The organism is Streptomyces sp. NPDC046862 (assembly GCF_040704615.1).
In the GTDB taxonomy this organism is placed as follows: domain Bacteria; phylum Actinomycetota; class Actinomycetes; order Streptomycetales; family Streptomycetaceae; genus Streptomyces.
The window spans coordinates 238,242-254,038 of sequence record NZ_JBEYXP010000009.1; the positions used below are offsets into that span (position 1 = coordinate 238,242).

Consider the following 15,797-nt stretch of genomic DNA (forward strand, 5'->3'; position numbering starts at 1 on the left):
CCGCCCGCATGCCTCTCGCCGTCTACATCCTCGGCCTCTCCGTGTTCGCCCTCGGCACCAGCGAGTTCATGCTCTCCGGGCTGCTGCCGCCCATCGCGGAGGACATGGGCGTGAGCATCCCCCGGGCGGGACTGCTGATCTCGGCGTTCGCGATCGGGATGGTCGTCGGGGCGCCGCTGCTCGCCGTGGCCACACTCCGGCTGCCCCGTCGTACAACCCTCATCACGCTGATCACGATCTTCGGCTTCGGTCAGATCGCGGGCGCCCTCGCGCCCAACTACCCGATTCTGTTCGCCTCCAGGATCGTGAGCGCCCTGGCCTGCGCGGGGTTCTGGGCGGTGGGCGCCGCCGTGGCCGTGGCGATGGTGCCGGTGAGCAGCCGGGCCCGCGCGCTCGCCGTGATGATCGGTGGGTTGTCGATCGCGAATGTTCTCGGTGTCCCGGCCGGCGCCTTCCTCGGGGAGCACTTCGGCTGGCGGTCGGCGTTCTGGGCCGTCGCCGTCGCCACCGCGATCGCGCTCGTCGGAGTGGTCTTCCTCATCCCGGCGCTCCCCGTGCCCGAGGACCGGCCCCGGCTGGGGCAGGAGGCACGGATCTACCGCGATCCGCAGGTCTGGCTCTCCGTGTCCGTCGTGGCGCTGGCCGCAGGCGGCGTCTTCTGCACGTTCAGCTACCTCGCCCCGCTGCTCACGGACGTCGCCGGCCTCGACGACGGCTGGGTGCCGACCGTGCTCGCGCTCTTCGGGATCGGCGCGCTGATCGGGACCGCGATCGGCGGGCGGATCGCCGACGCCCACCTGTTCGGCGTCCTGCTCAGCGGCACCGCCGCCTCGACGGTCCTCCTCGTCGCGCTGGCGCTCCTCGGCCAGTACGCGGTCCTCGCCGTCACCCTCTCCTTCCTCCTCGGCGTCTCCTGCTTCTACACCGCGCCCGCGCTCAACGCCCGTATGTTCAACGTCGCCGCCGCCGCGCCCACGCTCGCCGGGGCCACCACCACCGCCGCCTTCAACCTCGGCAACAGCGGCGGCCCGTGGATCGGCGGCGCGGTCATCGACGCCGGGTTCGGGTTCGCGTCCACGGCCTGGGCGGGCGCGGGCCTCACGGCCATGGCCATCGCCGCGACGGCCGTCTCGCTGCGCCTGCACCGCCGTACGTCTCCCAGGGCTTCCACGTCGCGCGTGGTCACCGGCGCCGACGGCACGGCCGATCGCGCGACGGTCGACCGGGCGGTTAATCCGGTACGTACGGACACGTGATCCCACCTATCCTCGCCGCCATGCGACCAATGGGCGGGGACCAGGTACAGCAAGCCGTCGGACACGCGCTCCCGCTGCTGCGAACAGTGGTGGACCGCGACTGGGAGGGCACCAAGGCCGGCCGTCTCGATTGGAATTGCCGCGAGACGGCCGTGCACGTCGCGTCGGCCCACCTCGCGTACGCGGGCCAGCTGGCCGGGCGCGCGACCGAGGCGTACGTACCCTTCTACCTGGTCCTGGACGACGGGACCGACACGGCGGGCGTGCTCGACGTGCTCGAGACGACGGGCGCCCTGCTCGCGGCGACCGTCCGGACGACACCGCGTGACGTGCGCGCCTTCCACCCGTACCCGTTCCGCTTCGCCGACCGCGAGGGCTTCGCCGCGATGGGCGTCACGGAGGTGCTGCTGCACACGCACGACATCGCCGAGGGCTTCGGCCTGACGTACGAGCCCCCCGCCGAGCTCTGCCAGGACATCCTCGGCCGCCTCTTCCCGCAGGTCCGGCCGGGCCCCGAGCCCTGGCCCACCCTCCTGTGGGCCACCGGCCGCGGCGACCTGCCCGGCCGCGCCCCGGTCACCGAGTGGCGGTGGAGCAACCCACTTGTCATCCCCGCCGAACGGCTCTCCCTGCACGGCGTCACGCCGGCCGCCGCGGCCGACCTGGCCGCGGGCGGCACGGGCGGCTTCGAGTGGATCGAGGGCGGCCCGGTCGAGGGCACGCGTGAGGGCGCAGGCATGATCTGCAGGCTGTACGAGACGGGGACGCTCCGCGCGGAGTGGGGCATGTACGCCCTGGTCCGTCACCAGGACGGCCGCGCCCTCGGCGCCCTCGGCTTCCACTCCGCCCCCGACGAGGAGGGCCGCACCGAGATCGGCTACGACCTCGTCGAGGGGGCCCGCGGCCACGGCTACATGACGGAGGCGCTGCGCGCGCTGGCCGACTGGGCGCGCGGCCGCGAGGACGTCCGCGCGCTGTTCGCGGTCGTGGACAAGGACAACGCCGCCTCGCAGGGGGTCGTCGGCCGGGCGGGGTTCACGCGGGTGAGTGACGACGTGAGCCACCGCGTGCGTGCCGACGTGAGCGACGACGGGGAACTGTTCGCCTACGAACTGCGGCTGCGGTCCTGAGGCGCCCGGGCGGAAGCTCTGCGCCGCGGCCGTCCTACGTCGCGTTCCCGCGCCCCTTCGGCCGGCGCAGGCCCGCCGCGGTGAGCCTGCGCACCAGTTCCTTCGAGCCCACCTCCACGGCCCCGGCGGCCACCGCGTCCGCGTAGTGGTGGGACGGGATGTCGTAGTGGTCGCGTTCGAAGGCGCGCTCGGGGACGCCCAGCTTCCGGGCGAACGCGTGGAGTTCGTCGTACGACTCGTCGCTGACCAGGTGCGACCACATGCGGCCGTGGCCGGGCCAGGTGGGCGGGTCGATGTAGATCGTCACGAGGACGTCGTCCCGCCGGCCGCCGATCCCAGGGAACCCACCGCCGCCACCTTCACGCCCGCCTTGTGACACACCCAGTGGGGGTCGGTGCCCAGCGCGGGCTCGACGTCGAGGGCGTGCGGGTCGCCGGAGCCGCACACCGGGCACAGGGGCCAGCGGCCGTACCGTTCCAGCAGCGCGTCCTGGACGTCCTGCGCGACGAGCCCGGCCACGTACTCCGCGCCCTCGGGCCACTGCTCGACCCACCACCGGCGCTCGACCACCGCGTTCTCGACCAGCGACACGACGTCCGCCTCGGCGACCTCGCCCGCGACCAGGTCGGCGAGGACGAGGGCGCGCGCGGCGTGCAGCGCCTGCTCCAGGGGGCTGACGGAGGCGCCTTTGGGATCGCTGTCGGCGTCACGGCTCGGGTCGCTGCCGGGATTACTGCTGGGGTCCATGCCCCCCATTGTGCGCACTCTTCTTGACCGTACGCGGGGACGGAAAATATCTTTCAGAACGTGAGCGACGACGTGAAGGAAATTTTCGGAGGTGGCGCACCACCGGCCCCCGCCGCCCTCGCGGCCAAGGTGCGCACCCTCGCCCCGTCCATGACCAGGTCCATGCAGCGGGTCGCCGAGGCCGTCGCCGGTGACCCCGCGGGCTGTGCCGCCCTCACCGTCACCGGACTGGCCGAGCTCACCGGCACCAGCGAGGCGACGGTCGTCCGTACCGCCCGACTGCTCGGCTATCCGGGTTACCGGGACCTGCGGCTCGCGCTCGCCGGGCTCGCCGCGCAACAGCAGTCGGGCCGGGCCCCGGCCGTCACCGCCGACATCGCGGTCGACGACCCCCTCGCGGACGTCGTCGCGAAGCTCGCCTACGACGAGCAGCAGACCCTCGCCGACACCGCGGCCGGACTCGACACGGTCCAGCTCGGCGCTGCGGTCACCGCGCTGGCGGCGGCCCGGCGCGTCGACGTGTACGGCGTCGGCGCGTCCGGGCTCGTCGCCCAGGACCTCACCCAGAAGCTGCTGCGGATAGGGCTCATAGCCCACGCGCACAGCGACCCCCACCTCGCCGTCACCAACGCGGTGCAGCTCGCCGCCAAGGACGTGGCGATCGCGATCACGCACTCCGGCTCGACGGGGGATGTCATCGAGCCGCTGCGCGTCGCGTTCGAGCACGGGGCGACGACGATCGCCGTCACCGGGCGCCCCGACGGCCCCGTCAGCCAGTACGCCGACCATGTGCTCACCACGTCCACGGCCCGCGAGAGCGAGTTGCGGCCGGCGGCGATGTCGTCCCGGACGAGTCAGCTGCTGGTCGTGGACTGTCTGTTCGTCGGGGTGGCGCAGCGGACGTACGAGAGGGCTGCGCCGGCGCTGTCGGCTTCGTACGAGGCGTTGGCGCATCGGCATCGGAGTGGGGGCGCGCAGCGGTAAGCCGGAGGACGGCGCCGTAGGACTGAGTGTTGTGGGGATCTGCGGGTTGGTTGTGGCTGGTCGCTCCCCCACTCTCGGCTTCGCTCGAGCGGGGGGACCCCCATCGCGGCGGAGCCGCACGATGACGCAGCCCCGCGCCCCTTGAGGGGCGCGCAGCACCCCGACAGAACAAATGGCACCACACGGAAAGAGCCCCCCGCCATGGCCTCCCCCGCCCACGCATCCCCCGAACACTCCGACCTCAAAGCCCAGTTGGAGACCCTGACCACCGAGGCGTTCCGCCCCGAGCTGGCCGACATCGACCGGCTGCCCACCCTCGACATCGCGCGGCTCATGAACGACGAGGACGCCACCGTGCCGGGTGCCGTGGCCGCGCAGTTGCCCCGGATCGCCGCCGCCATCGACGCCCTCGCCGAGCGGATGGGGCGCGGTGGACGGCTGATCTACGCGGGCGCGGGCACCGCCGGGCGGCTGGGGGTTCTGGACGCCTCCGAGTGCCCGCCGACCTTCAACACGGACCCGTCCCGCGTGGTCGGCCTGATCGCGGGCGGGCCGGAGGCCGTGGTCAACTCGATCGAGGGCGCCGAGGACTCGGCGGAGCTGGCGCGGGACGAGCTCGACGCGCTCGCCCTGACCGGGGCCGACACCGTGGTGGGCGTCTCGGCGTCCGGCCGCACCCCGTACGCCGTCGGCGCGGTGGAGTACGCCCGTGCCCGCGGGGCGCTGACCATCGGTCTGTCCTGCAACGCGAACAGCCCGCTCGCGGCGGCCGCGGACCACGGCATCGAGGTCGTCGTGGGCCCGGAGCTGCTGACGGGTTCGACGCGGCTGAAGGCGGGCACGGCGCAGAAGATGGTCCTGAACATGCTGTCGACGATCACCATGATCCGCCTGGGCAAGACGTACGGGAACCTGATGGTGGACGTCCGCGCCTCCAACGAGAAGCTCCGCGCCCGTTCCCGCCGCATCGTGGCCCTGGCGACGGGGGCACCGGACGAGGAGATCGAGCGGGCCCTCGCGGCGACGGACTGGGAGGTCAAGAACGCGATCCTCACGATCCTCGGCGAGGTCGACGGACCGACGGCGGCCCGGCTCCTGGAGGAGAGCGAGGGGCATCTGCGGGTGGCGCTCAACACGGCCACCACCCGCTGAGACCGAGGCTCCCTGAGACCGGGCTTCCGCTCATCCGGTGCTGTGGACCGCCTTGTACGCCTCCGCCAGATCCGTCAGCTCGTCGCGCAGCCGGGCCAGCGACCGGTCGTACTCCGCGGCGTTCGGGTCGAGGAGGAGCAGTGACGGGGCGGCGGCGTAGGGCCGGAAACCGGCGCGCTGCCACATGGCGGCGATCCTGGCGTTCGCGTGCTCCCAGTACTCGGTGGTGACCGGAGTACCGTCCTCCGGATCCTCCTTCATCCGGGGAGCGACGAGGACCGCCCCGCAGCCGTGCGCGAGCGTACGGATCGCCTCGGCGGCCAGGGCCGGACCGAGCCCGAATCCGCGCCAGGGCCTGTCGAGCCGGGCCCGGAACAGCAGGAGCACGTCCGGGGTGGGCCGTCGCACCAGGTCGCGGAACGCCTCCTCGATGCCGCCGTCCCAAGAGACGAACGCCAGCAGCGTGTTGTAGAGCTCCAGGTCGTCGCCCTCGGCGGCGGACAGCGCGCCCCCACGGCCGTCGTCGCAGAAGCGGACGAACGTGAACGACCCGATCTCCGGGCCGGGCACCACGTCCGAGCGCGCCGCCCACTTGTGGCGCCGGTGCAGCTCGGTGACGGAGACGGTCCACTCGTACGACGTGTCGAACTCCGGGCCGAGCCCGGCCGCACGGCAGTTGTGCCGGTACTCCAGGTTCAGCATGCCGGGGTCGCCGGGCAGTTCCACGGCGGGACGTCGGCCGAGGGATCCGGTGGTCGTCATGACGTGGGAACGTAGCGGGCGCACGGGAACACCGGCCACCGAGTTCCGCCTGACCCCCTCTCTGTCAGTGGCGCATGCGATGCTCGATCACGACGGCACGACAACACGACGCCGCCCGACCGCCCAACCGCCCAACCGCCCGAGGAGGGGACGAGCATGGTGAACCACGCACAACTGACCGCCCTGGGCCGGGCCCTGCGCCTCCTCGGCGAGCACGGCGAAGCCCTGACGGGCACCACCCCCGACGCCAAGCTGCACGAGGTCAAGGACGACCTGCGGCGCGCCCTGGACCTGTTGGACGAGACGGTCACGACCGCGAAGCCCACGACACGCTGCGCCGAGCACCCGAACGGCCCGGTGGACAAGGACGCCCCCGACCTCTGTCTCCTCTGCGAGACCCGGCGCCGCACGGCCCGCCGCAACCAGGACAACGCCCCGTACGCACCAGCTCGCCCCACGGCTCCCCCGGAGCCCACCCCGTCCCGTTACGGCATACGCGGTGACCGCCCCCAGCCCCAGCAGCGCTGGCTCCCGGAGGCGTGGAACGGCCAGGCGTGGCAGCTCTGCGGCACCCCACGCCGCGACCGCCACGAGGCCGAGCTGTACCTGGCCGCCCAACGCCGCGGCCCGCGCCCGGCGATGGCGTACCGCCTGGTCCACGAGTTCACGGACTACGAGGTGCTGCGGGTGTGGGGCGAGCCGGTGCGGGTGGACATCGAGCCGATGGGGAACATCTAGCGGCGCGTCCGTTCGGACGGCACTTCCCCTTGTCCGGCACCACCCAAAGTGCCATGCTCACGACACATGTTTACGTAAACACGAGTCGGACGTGATGACGTCCGGGCACCCCCCGATCCGGCCCGCAGAGCACACGACAGAGGGGATCTGACTCCGACATGCCCAGACCTGGACGGGCGGCGGCGGTGGTGGTGACCGCCGCCGCCTTACTGACCGGCCTGCTTCCCACCGCCGCGGGGGCCTCCCCTGCCGTAAGCGTCACCTCGCGCTCCCCGTACGACGCCATCCCGAACGGTCAGACGTACTACGACACGAACGGCGACCCCATCGAGGCCCACGGAGGAGGCTTCCTCAAGCGAGGAGACACCTACTACTGGGTGGGAGAGGACAAGTCCCAGGGCAACGCCCGGTTCAACGGGCTGAATCTGTACAGGTCCAAGGACCTGGAGAACTGGCAGAAGGTCAAGCAGATACTCACGGTGGACTCCGAGGACACCCGGGGCAACAAGATCCTCACCCACGCGAAGGTGGAGCGCCCGAAGCTGCTCTACAACGAGAAGACGAAGAAGTACGTGCTGTGGGGTCACTGGGAGATGGCCGCGGACTACTCCGCCTCGGAAGTCGTCGTGGCGACCTCCAGCACCATCGACGGCCCGTACACGATCACCTCGAAGGGCCATTTCCGCCCCGGCGCGGGGAACACCGAAGCGGAGGCGATGGGCGACCGCGTCGGGCAGCCGGTCGAGGACTTCGACACCTCGGCCAAGGACGCCGCGAACAAGAAGCACGCCTACAAGCCGGTGCAGGCCGACTATCCGGCGAAGATCCTCCAGTACAAGGCCCCGGACACCCGCACCCCCGAGAAGCTGAGCTACGTCGGTGACGACGACTACGGCACGAGCCAGGCAGGCAACTCGTGGACGTACCAGCTGAACGACATCACACACGACACCACCGTGAAGGCGAGGGCGGTCCGGATGACCGGCTTCGACACGTCGGCGTACGACCGCTACGCGAAGGACTACAACGTCTCCACGAGCGGCTACATCGTGCGGTACCCGACGGCGACGGCGTCCGACACGATGACGGCCCGGTACACGATCGGTGATCCGGGGACCTCCCACGATCAGCTGGTGGCACCGGTGGTGTCTCCCACGCTGAAGGAGTCGTCCGATCCGTCGGTGGTGCTGGTCAACAGCCAGGACGTCGCGTTCATCACCAGTGCGACCGCCGACGGGATCTCGTACTTCACGACGGACGGGTCCGACCCGGCCGCGCCGGACAACACCCAGCGCCGCAGATACCGCGACGGGATGCGGATATCCCTGGCCGGCGCCCCCGGCAAGCAGACCGTCGTCAAGGCGATCACCGAGAAGGACGGCAAGGCCAGTGAGGTGACGTCGGTGACGTACCAGGTGGCCGAGAACGCCTCGGACGTGCCGGTGTTCGCACCGGTCGTCAACCGCGTCCCCGGCTCCTACGGCACCTTCGGCTACAAGGAGCTGCGGATCTTCTCCCCCTCCTACGGTGCGGAGACGTACTACACCATGGACGGTCAGGAGCCGGCCCCCGCGCGCAAGGGCGACAACATCGGGTACGGCTCACGTGACTTCACCGTCCACCAGGACGAGAAGACCGGCGAGGCCTACCTCGTCACCGCGCAGGACCACATCTACATGCGGGTGTGGAAGCTGAACGACTCCTTCACGGACGTGGTGCCCGACAAGGAGTACGACATGTACGTCGGCGAGCACCGCGAGGCTCCCGCCCTCGTCCGCCACGGCGGCAAAAACGGGAAATACATGTACCTCATGACGTCCTACCAGTCCGGCTGGTACCCCAACCAGGCCCAGTACGGGCGTACCGAGGACCTGGACGCGGGCTTCGGCGAGCCGCGGGACGCCTACGGCTACCGCAACGGCCAGAAGGCGTGGAGTCCCCTGCAACTCGTGGGCGACAACACCACCTACGGCTCCCAGCCCACCAAGATCCTCAACATCGGCACCGACAGCAAGCCGAGTTACGTGTACATCGGCGACCGCTGGCGCCCGGACCTCCTGCTGAAGTCGACGTACGTGGCCATGCCCCTGACCATCGACGACAGCGGCAACGGCGGGGAGGGCCTGATGAGGCTCCAACCCACCCCGCGACTCGACGTCGACACCAAGAAAGGCAAGGTCGAGCAGCCGGACTGGAAGCTGCTCTCCCTGAACAAGCCGGTGACCGCCTCTCCCAAGGTCCGCGCCGCTGTCGGCGGGCCCACCGACAGCCAGAGCGACTGGGAGACCACACCGGAACAGGAGAAGACCGGGATCTACCGGCACTACGACGCCACCGAGGCCAATGACGGCAAGGACTGGGACGTCAGTGTCTATGACGACACGGAGCAGTACTACAAGAGCGCGGGACTCCCCTTCTCCTGGCAGGTCGACCTCGGCGGGCGCCACAAGCTGGCCTGGATCGGGCTCTCGTTCAAGACGGTCGGCGGTTCCGACAACGTCCACCGCTACACCGTCTCCGCCAGCACCGACGGACAACGCTGGACGGAACTCGTCGACAACACCCAGAACAACCGGGTCGGCCACCAGAGCCACGAGCTGACCGGTTCCTACCGGTACATCAAGCTCGACGTGTACAAGTCGTTCGACCTCGCGCACGGCAAGGACGCCGACTGGTCCCGCGGGCTCTACGAGGTCTCCGTCTACGGAGAATGAGAACCGCCGCGCCCGGCTACGAGGCGACCGTGCTGGTCGCAGCCCTCAACGAGTGGCTGTGACCAGCACGTTCGACTCCGCACCCTAGGCCGCGGAGTCGGCCAGGATCGAGTCGATCTGGTCCAGCGCCGCGGAGATGCCCTCCTCCATGCCCATGGACACGAGCTTCTCCATGTCCTCGGTGCTGGAGAAGGTGCTCTCGATGGTCATCACCGTGGCCGCCCCGCCCTCGGCGGTGAGCCGTACGCGCACGGTCGTGGTGGGCATGCCGGGGTCGGGCCGGCCGGAGTCGTCGGCGAAGCCGTCCTCGAACTCCAGCCCGTGCGGGGCGTCGACCGACCGGACGCGCCACCAGCCGTGGTACTTGTCGCCCTCAGGCCCGGTCATGAAGTACGTGACCGCACCCCCGGGCGCCAGGTCATGGTCGACCACGGTCGCCGGGTAGGTCGGCGGGCCCCACCACCGCTCCAGCGTGCGCGGGTCCTGCCAGACCTTCCACACCTGCTCGGGCGGTGCGTCGAACCGTGCGGTGACGGTCAGGGTGAGGGCCTCAGGGTTCTTCTGGACGTCGATCACGGTCATGAGCGTGCTCCTTGCCGTGCTGTGGGTCACTTGGGTCGGGGTCGGGGTCGGGAGCAGGGCCGGACTCGGCGAGGATCGCGCCGATGCGGTCGACGCGCCCGCGCCACACCTCCGTCAGCTGGTCCAGCAACCGGTGCACCTCACCCAGCGCGTCCGCGTTGCCCCGCACCCGCTGTTCCCTGCCCTGCCGCTCCTTGGTGACCAGCCCGGCCCGCTCCAGCACCGCCACGTGCTTCTGCACGGCCGCGAAGCTCATCGGGAACCTCCGGGCGAGGTCCGAGACCGAGTACGCACCGGTCAGGGTGAGCGCGACGATCTCGCGCCGCGTCGCGTCGGCCAGCGCCTGGAAGAGGCGATCGGCGCGGTCACTGGGCCCGGTGGACTCGGTGGACTGCTGACGTACAACCATTGAGTTGTACGTTACCGGGCGCGTCCCACTCCGGCAACACGTCACGGCAACCGCCCCGACCTCTCGATCCGCCCCTCCCGGTTGGCGTGCCGCACCCGTTCCCGCAGCACCTCCCCCACCGGCACCTCCCCCACCGACTCCGGCGGACAGTCCCACTCGGGCCCACCTCCGACCGGCCGCAACCGCACCCGCCCGCCCACGTGCCCCATCACTTCCCCCACCCGTCCGTCCCGTAGGTCCAGCACGTGCGCACCGACCACCGGCTCCTCCCCGCGCAGCACCGAGGCCAGCCGCTCGGCCGTACGCACGTTGCAGCGCCCCAGATCGACGAGGGCGAACGGCGCCTCGCTCGCCGCGGTCACCGGGTCCACGCGCAACGACGGCAACCCGACGCCCACGCCGACGAGGGCCTTCCGCAACGACTCCACCACTTCTTCGGTCGACCGCACGCCCACGCACCTCCACGCTGAGTTGATGGTTCGCCACACAGAGTGGCGAAAACGCGTCTAACCTGGCCAGACAGGGCGCCCCAACAACCTCAGCCGTCCGACCGGGAGTTGCCATGCCAGGACCGAAGGACCTCGACCCGTCGTCGTCGCCCCGCGCCCTGCTGGGCGCCGAGCTGCGCCACGCCCGCGAGAAAGCGGGGCTCAGCCAGGAGGAGTTGGGGCTGCGACTGTTCGTGAGCGGCTCGTTCATCGGGCAGTTGGAGGCGGGTACGCGACGGATGCAACGGGAGTACGCGCGATTGCTGGACGAAGCGTTGGGGACGGAGGACTTCTTTCAGCGGAACTGTGGGGCGGCGGCGAAGTCGAAACATCCGGAGCACTTCGCCGAGGCGGTGGAGGCGGAGGCTCAAGCCACAGCGATCAGAGAGTACGCGCCCCTTCTGATCCCCGGGCTGCTCCAGACACCCGCGTACGCACGAGCCGTCTTCCGTGCGTATCGGCCGACAGCGCCCGAGGACAAGATCGACGAGTTGGTAGCAGCCCGGATGGAGCGGGCGTGCATCCTCGACGGTCCAACAGAGCCTTTGTTGTGGGCGGTGATTGACGAAGCCGCGTTGCGCCGAGTGACGGGCGGCCCCGGTGTCATGGCCGAGGCCTTGCGCCACATCGCCGCCCTGGCCCGCCGGAACCGGGTCATCGTGCAGGTGCTGCCGTTCGACGCGGGCGCACACGCGTCGATGGAGGGCGCCATCAAGCTGATGGACTTCGAGGACGCGCCCCCGCTGGTCTACTTCGAAGCTGTCGGAACCGGACGGCTGGAGGACGACCCGGCCACGGTCAGGCACAACAGGTTCAACTACGAACTCCTCATGGCCTCCGCGCTCCCGCCGAAGAACTCCCTGGCCAGGCTTGAGGCGATGGCCCAGGATTACGAGCATGAGGAGCATCCCTGAGTCCGACCTGGACGCGGCCGTCTGGTTCAAGTCCAGTTACAGCGGCGGCAGCGGCGGCAACTGCCTGGAAGTCGCCCGCTGGCGCAAGTCGACGTACAGCGGCGGCAGCGGCGGCGACTGCCTCGAAGTCGCCGCCAGCCACCCCACCCACATCCCCGTCCGCGACTCCAAGAACCCCCACGGCCCGAGGCTCGCGTTCCGGGCGGAGGTCTGGTCCGCGTTCGTCGACGAGCTCAAGCGGGACTAGTGCCGGAACTGCAGCTGCTCCGACCGGACCACGTCCCCGCGCTGCTCACCTTCGAGCGGGACAACCGCGCCTACTTCGCCGCGTCCATCCCTGACCGGGGTGACGACTACTTCGCCCGGTTCGACGAGCGGCTGCGTGCCCTGCTCGCCGAACAGGAGGCGGGAGACTGCTACTTCCACGTGCTGGTCGACGCCGCGGGCGAGGTGGTGGGGCGCGTCAACCTGGTGGACGTGGCGGACGGCGGTGCCGAGCTCGGATACCGGATCGCGGAGCGGGCCGCGGGGCGCGGGCTCGCCACCCGGGCCGTGCGGTCGGTGTGCGACCTCGCCGCCGGCAGGTACGGACTGACCTGGCTGCGGGCCAAGGCCACGCTCGACAACGCGGCGTCGCGCGCCGTGCTCGCCCGTGTCGGGTTCAGCGTCACCGGCGAGACGCGGCTCAATGGGCGCCCCGCCCTGACCTATGTCCACAAACTCCGACCCGCCGAGGAAGAAAGTCATTGGGGAGGCCCGCCGGGCACCCAAGAGGACAAGATCTGACCTATACGCCTCCTAGCGTGTGCCTTACCGACCGAACGGGAAACCACGGAGGGCCCACGCCATGAACGACACCCTGACCACCACCGGCCAGCACATCGACGAGCGCACCGACCTGCTGGAGGCGCTGGGCAAGCAGCGGCACTTCCTGCGGTTCACCACCCGCGACCTCACCGACGAGCAGGTCGGTCGGCGAACCACCGTCAGCGAGCTCTGTCTCGGCGGCCTGATCAAGCACGTCACGTCGGTGGAACGCGGCTGGGCGGACTTCATCCGGAAGGGCCCGTCGGCGATGCCCGACTTCACCGCCATGACCGAGGCCGACTGGGCCCGCAGGGCCGACGAGTTCAAGATGCTGCCCGGCGAGACGCTGGCCGGTGTGCTGGCCGCGTACGACGAGGTGGCCCGCGGAACCGACGAACTGGTCGCCTCCCTGCCCGACCTGAACGCCTCCCACCCGCTGCCCAAGGCCCCGTGGTTCCAGGCCGACGCACGGTGGTCGGCCCGCCGGGTGCTGCTGCACATCGTCGCCGAGACCGCCCAGCACTCGGGCCACGCCGACATCATCCGGGAGGCCCTGGACGGCTCCAAGAGCATGGGCTGACCCACCGAGGGCCGCGTCGAGGAAGGACGCTGTTGGCGAATCCGCGGCCTGAGGCCGATTGGCTTCTCAGTCCCACCGACACTCCCTGCACGCGGCGTGTCGGTGGGACTCACGAGCCACTCGGCGCCCCTTCGGCGGAGCATTCGCCCACAGCATCCGAGGAAGGCACAGCCCCCTCAGGCGCGAGGTTCACCGGGCCGTGGCGGGTGTGTGGGACAGCGCGTCGAGGAAGCGTTCGAGCGCCGCGTTGAACTCGGCCGGACGCTCCAGGTTCGGCATGTGCGCCGCCCCGTCGATGATCGCGAGGGTGGAGCCGGGTACACGTTCGTGGATGAGGCGGGCGTCACCCACGGGGGTGAACTCGTCGTCGCTGCCGACCACGACCAGGGTCGGCACCGCGACGTCCCGCAGCATGCCGGTGTAGTCCGGCCGCTCGGCCCGGCCGCGCAGTGCGGCCGCCGCGCCCTCGGGGTCGGTACCGGACATCATGGCCAGGACGTGCTCGGCGACCGCGGGCAGTTCCTCGATGTTGTGCGGCGCGACCATCTTGGACAGCACCTCGCCCGCGTAGCCGGTCATGCCCTCCCGCAGCAGGCGCTCCGCCATCTCGTAGCGCGCGTTCCTGCCCTCCTCGGTTTCCGCCGCGGCGAAGGTGTCCGCGAGCAGCAGACCGCGGACACGGTCCGGGAACAGCCGGTGGAACTCCATGACGATCTGTCCGCCCATGGACAGGCCGCCCAGGACGACTCGGTCGAGCCCCAGGTGGTCGAGGAGACCGGCGATGTCGCGGGCGAACGTCTCCAGCATGGTCTTTCCCGGGACGACCGTACTCTCGCCGTAACCCCGGAGGTCCGGGGTGATCACCCGCCATCCGGTCCGGCTGAAGTGCTCGGCCTGCGGACGCCACATCGTGCGGTCGAACGGATGCCCGTGGACCAATACCAGGGGATCACCGTGACCTTCGTCCTCGTACCCGAGAGTGACCCCGTCCAAAGACCACGTGCTCATGTGCCCGGCCCTCCTCAACGCGCCGTCATACGTGCTGTTTCACGTGCGGCGACTTGACTCCTCGAGGCTATGGGGTGCAATCTCTCGATTCAATGAAAACAATGCACTCGGTGCAATATGGGAATTGAATCGAAGGTGTGCCGTGGATGACTACCGCCTGATCGCCGATGGTCTGGCGGCCGACATCGCCGCCGGCCGCCTCCGCCCAGGGGAACGACTCGCCCCGCAGCGCCGCTTCGCGCGCCAGCGGGGCATCGCGAGTTCGACCGCCGCGCGGGTCTATCAGGAGCTGATCCGGCGCGGCCTGGCCGTCGGAGAGGTCGGCCGGGGCACGTTCGTACGCGCGGCCGCGCCTGCCGCCGAGCCCGCGCTGGCCGAACCCGGCGGCGCCCGAGTGGATCTGGAACTCAATTTCGCCGTCCTGCCGGAACATCCGGGTCTCCTCCAGCAGGGCCTGGAGCGCCTGCTGCGTTCCGGCCAGTTGGGCGCGTCGCTGCGGCCGATGACGGCGGCCGGCACGCAGAACGCCCGTCGGGCTGCCGCGTCACTGTTGGCCCGCAGCGGTTGGGCGCCTGAGCCGCAGCAGTTGCTCTTCGCCGGAAGCGGCAGGCAGGCGATCGCCGCCGCGATCGCCGCCCTCGTGCCCGCCGGTGAGCGCCTCGGTGTCGAGACGCTCACCTATCCGCTGGTCAAAGGCATCGCGGCACGCCTCGGTGTCACGTTGGTCCCGCTGGCGATGGACGACGCCGGGCTGCTCCCGGCCGCCCTCGCCGCCGCGCCCCCGCTGCGCGCGGTCTATCTTCAGCCGACGCTGCACAACCCGCTGGGCATCACTGTGCCCGACGAACGGCGCGCCGAACTCGCGGCGCTGCTGGGCCAGAAGGACGTGTACGCGATCGAGGACGGCATCTATGGTTTCCTGCGTCCCGACCAGCCGCCTCTGGCCGCCCTCGCGCCCGAACGCACCGTCCTGGTCGACAGCCTGTCGAAGCGGTTGGCCCCGGGCCTCACGCTCGGTTTCCTGGTGACGCCCGCGGATCTCACGGCCAGGGTCGCCTCCGCCCTCCGCTCAGGAACGTGGATGGCATCGCGCTTCGCCCTCGACGCGGCCACGCAGTGGATCCGCGACGGCACCGCCGCCGAGATCGAGCGCACCAAGCGCCAAGACGCGGCCGTTCGTCAGCGGATCGCCGCCGAACGGCTGGCGGGATTCCGGGTGCGCGCGGATCCGTCCGCCTATCACTGCTGGTGGGAACTGCCGGAACCCTGGCGGGCCGAAACCTTCGTCGCCGCCGCCGCGCGGAGGGGCATCTCGGTCACGCCCGCCGGGGCGTTCGCCGTCGGGCCGGGCCACGCGCCCAACGCCGTACGACTCGCGCTCTCCGCCCCGCCCACCGACACCCTTGCCCATGCCCTCGACGTGCTGGCGGAACTGGCGCGCGGCACGCCCGACGACGCGGGATGGGACTGAGCTCGACGTTCACGGTCCGACACCCAACTGCGGCCTTGTCCACGGGACATGATGC

18 protein-coding genes are annotated in these 15,797 nt (G+C 70.7%); 11 read left to right on the plus strand and 7 right to left on the minus strand.

The features are described from left to right. Positions 1-8: 8 nt before the first annotated feature. Complete coding sequence (locus tag AB0959_RS12950) at positions 9-1,256, plus strand: Cmx/CmrA family chloramphenicol efflux MFS transporter (RefSeq protein WP_366826454.1); 1,248 nt, start codon at positions 9-11, stop codon at positions 1,254-1,256. A 20-nt stretch (positions 1,257-1,276) separates the two neighbouring features. Further along, positions 1,277-2,386, plus strand: coding sequence for a GNAT family N-acetyltransferase (locus AB0959_RS12955; RefSeq protein WP_366826416.1), 1,110 nt, complete (start codon positions 1,277-1,279; stop codon positions 2,384-2,386). Positions 2,387-2,420: 34 nt separating this feature from the next. Here AB0959_RS12955 and AB0959_RS12960 read toward each other — a convergent pair whose 3' ends face one another. Together AB0959_RS12960 and AB0959_RS12965 are read right to left on the minus strand one after the other, a co-directional pair. Further along, a complete protein-coding gene (locus tag AB0959_RS12960) occupies positions 2,421-2,693 on the minus strand; it encodes a DUF4031 domain-containing protein (RefSeq protein ID WP_366826417.1) in 273 nt (90 codons plus the stop codon). Beyond that, positions 2,690-3,133, minus strand: a complete 444-nt coding sequence (locus tag AB0959_RS12965) for a hypothetical protein (RefSeq protein ID WP_366826418.1) — start codon at positions 3,131-3,133, stop codon at positions 2,690-2,692. Before AB0959_RS12965 ends, AB0959_RS12960 begins: the two co-directional genes overlap by 4 nt. Before the next feature lie 60 nt (positions 3,134-3,193). Between AB0959_RS12965 and AB0959_RS12970 the strand changes: the two genes are divergently transcribed. Beyond that, positions 3,194-4,117 carry a MurR/RpiR family transcriptional regulator gene (locus AB0959_RS12970; RefSeq protein WP_366826419.1) on the plus strand — a complete coding sequence of 308 codons (924 nt, stop codon included), beginning with the start codon at positions 3,194-3,196 and terminating at the stop codon, positions 4,115-4,117. Between the two features lie 201 nt (positions 4,118-4,318). Continuing rightward, entirely contained in the window at positions 4,319-5,269 is a 951-nt protein-coding gene (gene murQ, locus AB0959_RS12975) for an N-acetylmuramic acid 6-phosphate etherase (protein WP_366826420.1), read from the plus strand. A 30-nt stretch (positions 5,270-5,299) separates the two neighbouring features. On the opposite strand, the gene AB0959_RS12980 is transcribed toward murQ, so the two are convergent. Next, positions 5,300-6,031 (minus strand): hypothetical protein, encoded by a 732-nt coding sequence (locus tag AB0959_RS12980; protein ID WP_366826421.1) that lies wholly within the window; start codon positions 6,029-6,031, stop codon positions 5,300-5,302. A gap of 159 nt (positions 6,032-6,190) precedes the next feature. Between AB0959_RS12980 and AB0959_RS12985 the strand changes: the two genes are divergently transcribed. Both AB0959_RS12985 and AB0959_RS12990 read left to right on the plus strand, forming a co-directional pair. Then, positions 6,191-6,769: a hypothetical protein gene (locus AB0959_RS12985; protein ID WP_366826455.1), complete on the plus strand. Its 579-nt coding sequence runs from the start codon at positions 6,191-6,193 to the stop codon at positions 6,767-6,769. Between the two features lie 158 nt (positions 6,770-6,927). Then, a complete protein-coding gene (locus tag AB0959_RS12990; RefSeq protein WP_366826422.1) occupies positions 6,928-9,483 on the plus strand; it encodes a discoidin domain-containing protein in 2,556 nt (851 codons plus the stop codon). An 84-nt stretch (positions 9,484-9,567) separates the two neighbouring features. Here AB0959_RS12990 and AB0959_RS12995 read toward each other — a convergent pair whose 3' ends face one another. Genes AB0959_RS12995 through AB0959_RS13005 form a run of 3 tightly spaced genes read right to left on the minus strand, consistent with a single transcriptional unit; the run spans position 9,568 to position 10,923 of the window. After that, a complete protein-coding gene (locus tag AB0959_RS12995) occupies positions 9,568-10,065 on the minus strand; it encodes an SRPBCC domain-containing protein (RefSeq protein WP_366826423.1) in 498 nt (165 codons plus the stop codon). Next, positions 10,034-10,474, minus strand: a complete 441-nt coding sequence (locus tag AB0959_RS13000) for a metalloregulator ArsR/SmtB family transcription factor (RefSeq protein WP_366826424.1) — start codon at positions 10,472-10,474, stop codon at positions 10,034-10,036. Before AB0959_RS13000 ends, AB0959_RS12995 begins: the two co-directional genes overlap by 32 nt. 41 nt (positions 10,475-10,515) lie before the next feature. Beyond that, complete coding sequence (locus AB0959_RS13005) at positions 10,516-10,923, minus strand: hypothetical protein (RefSeq protein WP_366826425.1); 408 nt, start codon at positions 10,921-10,923, stop codon at positions 10,516-10,518. A gap of 113 nt (positions 10,924-11,036) precedes the next feature. Between AB0959_RS13005 and AB0959_RS13010 the strand changes: the two genes are divergently transcribed. From AB0959_RS13010 to AB0959_RS13025, 4 genes are all read left to right on the plus strand, one after another. Continuing rightward, complete coding sequence (locus AB0959_RS13010) at positions 11,037-11,876, plus strand: helix-turn-helix transcriptional regulator (RefSeq protein WP_366826426.1); 840 nt, start codon at positions 11,037-11,039, stop codon at positions 11,874-11,876. After that, positions 11,860-12,123: a DUF397 domain-containing protein gene (locus AB0959_RS13015; protein ID WP_366826427.1), complete on the plus strand. Its 264-nt coding sequence runs from the start codon at positions 11,860-11,862 to the stop codon at positions 12,121-12,123. The genes AB0959_RS13010 and AB0959_RS13015 overlap by 17 nt, the downstream gene beginning before the upstream one ends. Continuing rightward, the gene (locus AB0959_RS13020) at positions 12,123-12,662 is read left to right on the plus strand and encodes a GNAT family N-acetyltransferase (RefSeq protein WP_366826428.1); all 540 of its coding nucleotides are present in this window, start codon (positions 12,123-12,125) and stop codon (positions 12,660-12,662) included. Before AB0959_RS13015 ends, AB0959_RS13020 begins: the two co-directional genes overlap by 1 nt. Before the next feature lie 61 nt (positions 12,663-12,723). Further along, complete coding sequence (locus AB0959_RS13025; RefSeq protein WP_366826429.1) at positions 12,724-13,263, plus strand: DinB family protein; 540 nt, start codon at positions 12,724-12,726, stop codon at positions 13,261-13,263. Positions 13,264-13,452: 189 nt separating this feature from the next. Here AB0959_RS13025 and AB0959_RS13030 read toward each other — a convergent pair whose 3' ends face one another. Next, complete coding sequence (locus tag AB0959_RS13030; RefSeq protein ID WP_366826430.1) at positions 13,453-14,271, minus strand: alpha/beta fold hydrolase; 819 nt, start codon at positions 14,269-14,271, stop codon at positions 13,453-13,455. A gap of 142 nt (positions 14,272-14,413) precedes the next feature. Here AB0959_RS13030 and AB0959_RS13035 point away from each other — a divergent pair, with 142 nt between their 5' ends. After that, positions 14,414-15,742, plus strand: a complete 1,329-nt coding sequence (locus AB0959_RS13035; protein WP_366826431.1) for a PLP-dependent aminotransferase family protein — start codon at positions 14,414-14,416, stop codon at positions 15,740-15,742. The last annotated feature ends 55 nt before the right edge of the window (positions 15,743-15,797 follow it).

Excerpts from the sequence above, each read along its gene's own strand:
- AB0959_RS13015 (WP_366826427.1), top strand. The coding sequence starts at position 11,860 with ATGAGGAGCATCCCTGAGTCCGACCTGGACGCGGCCGTCTGGTTCAAG.
- AB0959_RS12965 (WP_366826418.1), bottom strand. The coding sequence starts at position 3,133 with ATGGACCCCAGCAGTAATCCCGGCAGCGACCCGAGCCGTGACGCCGAC.
- AB0959_RS12995 (WP_366826423.1), bottom strand. The coding sequence starts at position 10,065 with ATGACCGTGATCGACGTCCAGAAGAACCCTGAGGCCCTCACCCTGACC.
- AB0959_RS12990 (WP_366826422.1), top strand. The coding sequence starts at position 6,928 with ATGCCCAGACCTGGACGGGCGGCGGCGGTGGTGGTGACCGCCGCCGCC.
- AB0959_RS12955 (WP_366826416.1), top strand. The coding sequence starts at position 1,277 with ATGCGACCAATGGGCGGGGACCAGGTACAGCAAGCCGTCGGACACGCG.
- AB0959_RS13000 (WP_366826424.1), bottom strand. The coding sequence starts at position 10,474 with ATGGTTGTACGTCAGCAGTCCACCGAGTCCACCGGGCCCAGTGACCGC.
- AB0959_RS13030 (WP_366826430.1), bottom strand. The coding sequence starts at position 14,271 with ATGAGCACGTGGTCTTTGGACGGGGTCACTCTCGGGTACGAGGACGAA.
- AB0959_RS12980 (WP_366826421.1), bottom strand. The coding sequence starts at position 6,031 with ATGACGACCACCGGATCCCTCGGCCGACGTCCCGCCGTGGAACTGCCC.
- murQ (WP_366826420.1), top strand. The coding sequence starts at position 4,319 with ATGGCCTCCCCCGCCCACGCATCCCCCGAACACTCCGACCTCAAAGCC.
- AB0959_RS13010 (WP_366826426.1), top strand. The coding sequence starts at position 11,037 with ATGCCAGGACCGAAGGACCTCGACCCGTCGTCGTCGCCCCGCGCCCTG.
- AB0959_RS12950 (WP_366826454.1), top strand. The coding sequence starts at position 9 with ATGCCTCTCGCCGTCTACATCCTCGGCCTCTCCGTGTTCGCCCTCGGC.
- AB0959_RS13025 (WP_366826429.1), top strand. The coding sequence starts at position 12,724 with ATGAACGACACCCTGACCACCACCGGCCAGCACATCGACGAGCGCACC.